3 protein-coding genes are annotated in these 9,858 nt (G+C 74.5%); all 3 read left to right on the top strand.

The genetic code is table 11. The annotated features are described in order from the left end of the window. Window positions 1-1,711 (top strand): thioesterase domain-containing protein (locus ABZ714_RS34600; protein ID WP_358829340.1); only part of this gene is annotated, 1,711 nt, incomplete at its 5' end. A 107-nt stretch (window positions 1,712-1,818) separates the two neighbouring features. After that, window positions 1,819-2,850 carry a ketoacyl-ACP synthase III family protein gene (locus ABZ714_RS34605; RefSeq protein ID WP_358829341.1) on the top strand — a complete coding sequence of 344 codons (1,032 nt, stop codon included), beginning with the start codon at window positions 1,819-1,821 and terminating at the stop codon, window positions 2,848-2,850. A gap of 74 nt (window positions 2,851-2,924) precedes the next feature. Continuing rightward, on the top strand, window positions 2,925-9,668 hold the full coding sequence (locus ABZ714_RS34610; protein WP_358829342.1) for an SDR family NAD(P)-dependent oxidoreductase: 6,744 nt from the start codon (window positions 2,925-2,927) through the stop codon (window positions 9,666-9,668). Window positions 9,669-9,858: the final 190 nt, after the last annotated feature.

Below are 9,858 nucleotides of genomic sequence, written 5' to 3' on the forward strand. Positions count from 1 at the left end.
ACCCACCGAAACCACCGCCTGCACCACCCTCACCACACCCATCACCCCCCACCAACCCATCACCATCGGCACCCCCAACCACAACACCCGGATCCGACTGCTCGACAGCGCCCTGCGGCCCGTACCTCCCGGTGTCCCCGGCGAGATCTATATCTCCGGCATCGGCCTGGCCCGGGGGTATCTCCACCGCCCGGGGCTCACCGCCGAACGCTTCGTCGCCGACCCCTACGGCCCGCCCGGCACCCGGATGTACCGCACCGGCGACCTCGCCCGCTGGACCACCGACGGAGCCCTCGACTATCTCAACCGGACCGATCACCAGGTCAAGATCCGCGGACTGCGGATCGAACTCGGCGAGGTCGAGGCCGCCCTGACGGCCCTTCCGCGGATTGCCCAGGCCGTCGCGGGCACCCATACCGACGAGGTTTCCGGCGTCCGTCTCGTCGCCTATCTCGTCCCCGCCCCCGGCACCGGCGGCGACGGCCCGCTCGATCCCGGTACCGTCCGCGACCAGCTCCGCGGCACCCTCCCGGACCATATGGTCCCCACCGCGTTCGTGGTCCTCGACGATCTGCCGCGGACGACCAACGGCAAGGTGGACCGCCGGGCCCTGCCCGCGCCCGACTTCGCGGGCCGGGCCACGGGCCGCGCGCCCCGCACCCCGTACGAGAACACCCTCGCGGAGCTGTTCGCCGAGACCCTGGGGGTCGCCCGCGTCGGGGCGGACGACGACTTCTTCCAGCTCGGCGGCCACTCCCTGCTCGCCACCCGGCTGATCAACCGGATCAAGGCCGTTCTCGGCGGCCGGCCGACCATCAAGACCCTCTTCGACCATCCGACGGTCGCCGCGCTCGCCCGGCGGCTCGATCCGGACGCGACCGGCACGGGCTCCGACGAGTCCGATTCCGACGATCCCGGTTCGGCGCTCGGCACCCTGCTGGCCCTGCGCTCGGGCGGCGAGCGGCCCCCGGTGTTCTGTGTCCATCCCACCGGCGGGCTGAGCTGGTGCTACGCGGCACTGCTCGGCGGGCTGCCCGCGGACCGGCCCCTCTACGGCCTCCAGGCCCGGGGCGCGGCGGAGGGCGGCGAACCCCTGCCGGGCACGCTCCGGGAGATGGCGGCGGACTATGTCCGCACCCTGCGTTCGGTCCAGCCCGACGGCCCCTATCACCTGCTGGGCTGGTCCTTCGGGGGTGTGGTGGCCCATGCCATGGCGGCCGAGCTGCGCCGGGCGGGCCAGGAAGTCCGGCTGCTGGCGCTGCTGGACTCGTACCCCGTATCGCCGTTCGCCGGGCGGGCCGGGGACGACCGGGAGCCGGTCGGGCTGCTGCTGGAGCACGCCGGGCTCGATCCGGCCGGGGCGGACGGGGACGCCGGGGATCCCACCGGTCTGCTCGGTCTCGTCCGGGCGGAGAACAGTGTCTCCGCGCAACTGGACGACGAGCGGATCCGGGCCCTGGTCGGGATCGCGGCCAACAATCTGCGGCTGATGGACGGGTACGAGCCGGACGCGTACGACGGCGACGTGCTCTTCTTCACCGCCGCCGAGGGCCGGGAGGCCGGGGCGCCGACCCCTGCGTCGTGGCGGCCGTACGTCGGCGGCACGGTGACGGAGCACTCCGTCGACAGCGACCACCTGGGCATGGCCCGGCCGGAGGTCCTGCGGGAGATCGGCTCCGTGATCGCCCGTCGGCTCTCGTCGCGGCCGTGAGCTCTCCGGCCGGAACATCCCGTCCGGAGAGCTCACGGACACCACAGGCACCACGGACACCGGAATCACCAGAAATTCCAGCGCCACAAGGGACACAAGGGAGTCGTATGCGGCCTCAGGACATCTATCTCAGCGGGCTCGGCAGCTATCTGCCGGAGCGGATGAGCAGCCGTCGCGCCATCGAGCTGGGCCTCTACAACGAGACGCTGATGCTGGACTCGGGGGTCACGGGCACCCTCGTGGCCGGGGACACCCCGCCCGTCGACATGGCGGTGTCGGCGGCCCGCGAGGCGCTGAAGCGGGCGGGCCGGGAAGCGGCGGAGGTGGATCTGCTGCTGCACTCCTGTGTGCTGCGGCAGGGCCCGGAGATGTGGTATCCGGGCGGCTACATCCTGCGCGAACTGGGCTGCGGGGACGCCGCCGTCTTCGAGGTCAGCCAGGGCTGCAACGGCATGCTGGCGGCGCTGGAGCTGGCCGTGGGCCAGCTCGCGGCCGACGCCGGGCGCCGTACGGCCCTGCTGACGACCGCCGACAACTTCACCTCCCCGAAGGGCGACCGCTGGCAGGGCTACGGGCCGGGGACCGTGATCGGTGACGCGGCGAGCGCCCTGGTACTGGAGCGGGGCGCGGGTTTCGCCCGGCTGCGGACGGTCAACCAGTCGGTGATCCCGGAGCTGGAGGGGCTGCACCGGGGCGCCGAGCCGCTGTTCGACCCGCACGGGCGGGAGACCATCGACATGGTGGCCCGCGCCCGGCACTTCGGGCGGACGAGCAAACCGCTGGCCGAGATCAACGAGCTGATCGCGCTGCGCCAGGCCGAGGTGGTGCGCCGGACCCTGGCGGAGGCGGAGCTGGAGGTCGGCGACATCGCCCGGGCGATCTACGTCAACCAGGGCCAGTACCTGGTGGGGCAGTTCTTCCTCGATCCGCTCGGGCTGCCGGAGGAGAAGTCGACCTGGGACTTCGGCCGCACGGTGGGCCATCTGGCGGCCAGTGACCACGTGGTCGCCCTCGACCATCTGGTGACGACCGGTCAGCTCGGTCCGGGGGATCACGTACTGCTGGCGGGCGCCGCCCCCGGCTTCGTGGTGAGCAGCGCCGTTCTGACCATGAGCGCCGCCGCGTCATGGGCGATCTGACCGGCCCGCCCGCGGCGGGCGGGCACCAGGACGAGCCGTACCGGCACGACACGAACGAGAAAGGGACACGGCCGATGACGAGGTCGACGAACCGGAAGACCCGCAAGGACCCGAAGGTCCCCGCCGCGCGCCGGGGGCGGACCCCGGTGGGGGCGGTGGATCCGGACCGGGCGGTGGCCGTGGTGGGTCTGGCGTGTGCCTTCCCGGGCGCGGCGGACGCGACCGAGTTCTGGTCCCGGCTGTACGACGGGGACGACTGCATCACCGAGGTGCCCGCCGAGCGGTTCGACATCGACGCCTACTACGATCCGCGGCCGGGCACCCCGGGCCGGATCATCACCCGGTACGGCGGTTTCCTGGCCGGGATCGACTCGTTCGACGCCGACTTCTTCGGGGTGGCTCCGCGCGAGGCCCAGCACATGGACCCCCAGCAGCGGCTGCTGCTCCAGACGGTCGCCGAGGCGGCGGAGGACGCGGGGCTGACCCGGGAGCGGCTGACGGCGGGCCGTACGGGGGTGTTCGTCGGGTCCATGGGCCGCAACTACTGGGAGACCATGAGCCGCCGGGGCGTGCTCGATGTGTACGCCAACGCGGGGACGGCGCCGAGCATGCTGTCGGGGCGGCTGTCGTACGCCTTCGATCTGCGCGGCCCGAGTCTGACGGTCGACACGGCCTGTTCGTCGTCGCTGACGGCGGTGCACATGGCGTGCCGGAGTCTGCGGTCCGGGGAGTCGACGCTGGCGCTGGTCGGCGGGGTGAATCTGGTGCTCGCCCCGGAGGAGAGCATCACGTTCTCCGACGGGCGGATGCTGTCGCCCGGCGGGCGGTGCCGGTTCGCGGGCGCGTCGGCCGACGGCTTCGTCCGGAGCGAGGGCGTGGGGGTGGTCGTCCTCAAGCTGCTGCGGGACGCGCTGGCGGACGGCGACGCGGTGCGGGCGGTGATCCTGGGGTCGGCCGCCGTCAACGACGGGCGGGCCGGTGACGCGCTGATGGCTCCGGCCGAGTCCGGGCAGCGCGAGACGCTGAGCGCGGCCTACGCGGACGCGGGGGTGGATCCGGCGGACGTGGGCTATGTGGAGGCCCACGGCACCGGCACCCCGGTCGGCGATCCGGTGGAGCTGCGGGCGCTGTCGGCGGTGCTGGGCGAGGGCCGGGCGGCGGACCGGCCGCTGCTCGTGGGTTCGGCGAAGACGAATATCGGGCACTGCGAGGGCGCGGCGGGGATCGCCGGGCTGATCAAGACGGTCATGGTGCTGGAGCGGGGGGTCGTACCGCCGAGTCTGCACAGTACGGAGCTGACGTCGGCGGTCGACTGGCCGTCGCTGCCGCTGCGGGTGCCGCAGCGGGCCGAGGAGTGGGCGGCGCCGGAGGCGGGGCCCAGGCTCGCCGGGGTGAGCGCGTTCGGGATCTCCGGTACCAATGTGCATCTGGTACTGGCGGCGCACGAACCGGCCGCGGCGGTGGCGCGGGACGGCGGTCCGCCGGAGGCGGAGCGTCCGGAGCTGCTGGCGCTCTCCTCGCATCTGCCGGAGACCCTGCGCCGGGTGGCCGCCGGCTACCGGGAGTTCCTGTCGAAGGACGGCGCGGGCGGCGCGCTGCCGCTGCGGGACGTCTGCGCGTCGGCGGCGGTGCGCCGGGACCACCGGGAGAGCAGACTGACGCTGGTCGGCTCGTCGCACCGGGAGATGGTGGACGGGATCGACGCGTTCCTCGCCGGTGAGCCGGGTCCGGCGCCGCGGTCGGCGGACGATGTCTACGAGGAACGGGCGCGGGTCGTCTTCGTCTTCCCGGGGCAGGGGTCGCAGTGGGTGGGGATGGGCCGTGAGCTGCTCCGTACCGAACCGGCGTTCCGCCGGGCGATGGAGGAGTGCGATGCGGCGATCCGGGCGGAGACCGGCTGGTCGGTGCTGGAGCGGCTGACGGACGGCGAGGGCGCGCTGGAGGGCGTCGACGTCGTCCAGCCGACGCTGTGGGCGATGGAGGTGGCGCTGGCCGCGGTCTGGCGGTCGTGGGGGCTGGAACCCGACGTGGTCGTCGGGCACAGCATGGGCGAGGCGGCGGCGGCCGTGGTCGCGGGGTCGCTGAGCGTCGCGGACGGGGCCGCGGTGATCTGCCGCCGGAGCGCGCTGGCGAAGCGGGTCGCGGGCCGGGGCGGGGCGATGGCGTCGGTGGAGCTGAGCGCGGCCGAGGCGGAGCGCGAACTGGAGCCGTACGGCGGCCGGGTCTGTGTGGCGGCGGTCAACGGCCCGTCGTCGACGATTCTGTCGGGTGACGGTGACGCGATGAAGGAGATCCTGGTCGCCCTGCAGAAGCGGGGGGTGTTCTGCCGGCTGGTACAGGTGGACTTCGCCTCGCACGGGCCGCAGGTGGAGCCGTTGCGGGAGCCGCTGCTGAAGGCGCTGGAGTCGGTCTCCCCGCGGGCGGGCGAGGTGACGATGTACTCGACCGTCGACGCGGAGCCGGTCGACGGCTCGGGGCTCGACGCCGAGTACTGGAGCCGTAATCTGCGGCTGCCGGTCCGGTTCGGGCCGGTGATCGAGTCGCTGCTGGAGCGGGGCCGGACGGTGCTGGTGGAGATCAGCCCGCATCCGATCCTGGTGCCCGCGATGCGGGAGTACGCGGACCGGGCGCGCGGCGACGGTCTGGTCGTGGGGTCGACCCGGCGGAACGAGCCGGAGACGGCGACCCTGCTGGACGCGCTGGCCTCGGTGCATCTGAGCGGGCATCCGGTGGACTTCGGGCGGCTGTTCGCCCCGGTGCCGCCCGCGGTGCGGCTGCCGGGTCCGGCGTGGGAGCGGCAGCGGTACTGGTTCCCGGAGACGGCGGGCGCGGCCCGTTCCGTACCGGCACCGGCACCGGCACCGGGCGGCGCGGCGGGCCATCCGCTGCTCGGGGCACGGCTGCCGGGGACGGATCCGGTCTGGGAGGGCACGGTCGATCTGGCGGCCAACGCGTATCTCGCCGACCACCAGGTGCAGGGTGTGGTGATCGTGCCGGGGACCGCGTATGTGGAGCTGGTGGCGGCGGCCGGGGCGGCGGCGTTCGGCGCGGTGCCCGTACTGGAGGAGGTCACGTACCACCGGGCGATCTATCTGCCGCCGGGTGAGGAGCCGCCGGTGGTACGGGTGGCGCTGACGCCGGACGGCCCGGACGGCGTGTGGTCGTTCGAGGTGAGCAGCCGGTACGGGGACGAGCCGGAGTTCGTCCGGAACGTCAGCGGCCGGATGCTGCCCGGGGGCCCGGCGGGGGCGGTGGACCGGCCCGGGGAGTCGCGGGACGTGATCCGGGCCCGGTGCGAGGAGTTGTCGGGGGCGGAGTTCTACCGGCGGTTCGCCGAGAAGGGCAACCAGTGGCTGGGCGCCTTCCAGGGCGTGGCGGCGCTGTGGCGGCGGAACGGCGAGGCGCTGGCCCGGATCGTGGCACCGCCGTCGGTGGACGCGGCGGACGCCCGGCAGTTCTTCCATCCGGCGCTGCTGGACGCCTGTGGTCACACACTGGCGGCGGCCACCGACGGATTCGCCGAGGGGAGCGAGCACGACGCCTTCGTCCTGGGCGGGATCGGGCGGGTGCGGTTCCACCGGCGGCCGGAGGGTCCGGTGTGGAGCCATGCGGTCCGGACCGAGGTCCGGCCGGACGCGGTGGTGGGGACGGTGGAGATCCGGGCCGACGACGGCGCGCTGGTGGCCGAGTTGGAGGGGGTGGCGCTGCGGTTCCTGATCCCCCGGCCGCCGGCTCCGGGGCTCGGTGGCGGGCTGCACGACCTGGTGTGGCGGGCGGCTCCCCCGGCGGTGGCCGCCGGACCCCGGGACGGCTATTGGCTGCTGTTCGGCGACGGGGGCCCGTGGACGGCGGCGCTCGCCGGGCGGCTGGGCGGCCGCGCGGTGCTGGTGGAGGCCGGGACGGCGTACGAGCGGACGGGACCCGACCGGTACCGGATCGACCCGGGCTCGGCCGACGACTACCGCAGGCTGCTCGCCGATGTCGGCGGCGCGGCGGACGGGTCGGAGTGCGCGGGCGTGGTCCATCTGTGGTCGCGTGCGGTCGCCGATCCGGACGGGGCGGTGGATCCGGCGGCGGCCCTCGCCCGGGCGCAGTCGCTGGGCTGTCACAGTGTGCTGCGGCTGGTGCGGGCGCTGGACGAGGCGGGCGGCGGGGTCGGCGGGCTCTGTCTGGTCACGGAGGGCGCGCAGTACGTGCCGGACGCGCCGGGGCCGGTGTCGGTGGGGCAGTCGATGCTCTGGGGGTTCGGCCGGGCGCTGATCCAGGAGTATCCGGCGTGGGGGTGCGCCCTGGTGGACCTGTCGCCGGGGGCCGGTGAGGCGGACGCGGCGCTGCTCGCGGCCGAACTGCTCGCCACCGGCGACCGGGAGAGCCAGGTGGTGTTCCGGAACGGGACGCGCCGGGTGCCCCGGCTGGTCCGCCGGGCGACGTTCGGGGAGCACGGATCGTCCTCCGGTACGGGCGCCCCGGCGGTTGTGGAGCGGTACGAGATCCGGGGCGGTGCGGCCGGGGTACTGGACGAGGTCGGTCCGGTGCCGGTGGCGGCCCGGACGGCGGGTCCGGGCCAGGTGGAGATCCGGGTGACGCACGCGGCGCTCAACTACCGCGACGTGCTGACCGCGATGGGCGCCTATCCGGGGCTTCCGGCGGGGGCGCCGCTCGGCTGGGAGTGCGCGGGTGTGGTGACGGCGCTGGGTCCCGGCGCGGCCGGGGTCCGGGTCGGCGACGAGGTCGTGGCGCTGACCGAGGGCGCGCTGGCCAGCCACGCGGTCGCCGATGCCCGGCTGGTGGCGCGGGTGCCGTCCCGGCTGTCCGTCGAGGAGGCGCTGACGCTCCCGGCCGCGTATCTCACCGCCTATTACGGGCTCTGCGAGCTGGGCGGTCTCGCGCCCGGGGAGCGGGTGCTGATCCATGCCGCGACCGGGGGTGTCGGTCTGGCCGCGGTCCAGCTGGCGCGGTGGCGGGGTGCCGAGATCTTCGCGACGGCGGGCAGCCCTCGTAAACGGGCGCTGCTGAAGACGCTCGGGATCCGGCATGTGGCGGATTCGCGGTCGACGGACTTCGTGGCCGAGTTCCGGGACGCGACGCGCGGCGCGGGGATGGACGTGGTCCTCAACTCCCTGGCGGGTGAGGCGATTCCGGGGAATCTGTCGCTGATGGCGCCGTACGGCCGCTATATCGAGATGAGCAAGCGGGATCTGATCGGGAACAGTCCGATCGGGCTGGAGCCGTTCTCCCGGAATCTGGCCTTCCATTCGATGGATCTGGTGGACATGCTGCGGAACCGGCCGGACCGGGCCGGGGCGCTGCTGGACCGGGTGCTGGAGCTGGTGGAGGGGCGGGCGATCGAGCCGCTGCCGTACGAGGTCTTCGACGCGGCGGACGTCGAGTCGGCGTTCCGGCTGATGGCCAGGGCACGGCAGGTGGGGAAGGTCCTGGTCCGGCTGGACCCGGCGGCCGGGACGGCCGGTGCCGGGGAGACCGCCGGTCCGGCGCCCGAACGGGCCGTATCCGGACCGGCCGGTGCCGGAGCGGTGGAGGCCGCCGTGTGGCGGGCGTCCGAGGGGACGTATCTGATCACCGGCGGGCTCGGGGGCATCGGGGTGCGGCTGGCCGAATGGCTGGTCGACCGCGGCGCCCGGGATCTGGTGCTGCTGGGGCGCGGTCCGCTCGGGGCCCGCGGCCCGGTAGTCGAAGCGCTGGGCCGGACCGGGGCCCGGGTGACGTATCACGCCGTCGACGTCGCCGACGAGGGCGCGCTGCGGGCGCTGCTGGGACGGCTCGCCGAGGAGGGCAGGCCGCCGGTGCGCGGGGTGCTGCACGCGGCGGGGGTGATCGATCTGGTGTCGGCTGCCGAGCTGACGCCGGAGGCGTTCGACGCGATGGTCCGGCCCAAGGTGACCGGCGCGTGGGCGCTGCACCGGGTGCTGGACGGGGTGCCGCTGGAGTTCTTCGCCCTGTTCTCGTCGGCGTCGGCCGTTCTCGGCTCCCCGAGGCTCGGCGGGTACGCCGCCGCCAACGCGGGCCTGGACGCGCTGGCGCACCATCGCCGTTCCCTGGGTCTTCCGGCGCTCTCGGTGAACTGGGGCTTCTGGTCGACCGTGGGGATGGTGGCCCGGTACGCGGCGGAGCACGGCCGGGATCTCGCGCCGAACGGCATGGAGAGCTTCACCCCGGAGGAGGGCATCGCCGTACTGGAGCGGCTGCTCGCCGAGGGCGAGGGGGCCGGGCAGGTCACGGTGCTGGCCGTCGACTGGGAGCGGTGGGGCGCGGCCTATCCGGACGCCGCGCGGGACGCCCTGCTGACGGAGGTCCTGGGCGGGGGTGGTCCGGCGGGCCGGGTCGCGCCGGTGGCGGTTCCCGCAACGCCGGTTCCGGTTCCGGCCGCCGCCGGTCCGGTGCCGGTACCTCCGGTCGTCGTGACCGCTCCCCCGGTCCGGATATCGCCGGTGCCGGCGCCGCCCGTACCCGTGACGGTCGCCGCCACGGCTCCGGTCCCGGCACCCGCTCCCGCCGCCGTTGCCACGCCCGACGGGGCCGCCGCCGGAGGGATACCGACAGGCGCCGGAAGCGAGCCGGACGCGGTCCGCGCGTTTCTCACGGACCGGGTCTCCAAGGTGCTGGCGCTGCCCGCGCGGCGGCTGAACACCCGTAAGCCGCTGAGCCGTCAGGGGCTGGACTCCCTGATGGCGACCGAGGTGCGGAGTGAGGTGCAGCGGGAGTACGCGGTCACGGTGCCGCTGGCCCGGATGCTGGGCGGTCAGAGTCTCGACGATCTCGCCGAGTTCATCGCCGGCGAGCTGACGGAACGGCCCTGACGACGCCGGTGGGCGGGCCCGGCGGCGGTTCGCCGGGCCCGCCCACCGGACGGCGGTGTCCGAATGGGCACCCCGGGCCGTGGGGGGGGGGGGGGGGCGGGCGCCCCCCCCCCGCCCCCAGTGGCGGGTACGCGACGCCCGGGTGTGTGTGTGGTTGCGGGAAAGGCCCACCCCACGCGATACCCCAAAA

The sequence above is a fragment of the Streptomyces sp. NPDC006798 genome (genome assembly GCF_040635975.1).
In the GTDB taxonomy this organism is placed as follows: Bacteria; Actinomycetota; Actinomycetes; order Streptomycetales; family Streptomycetaceae; genus Streptomyces.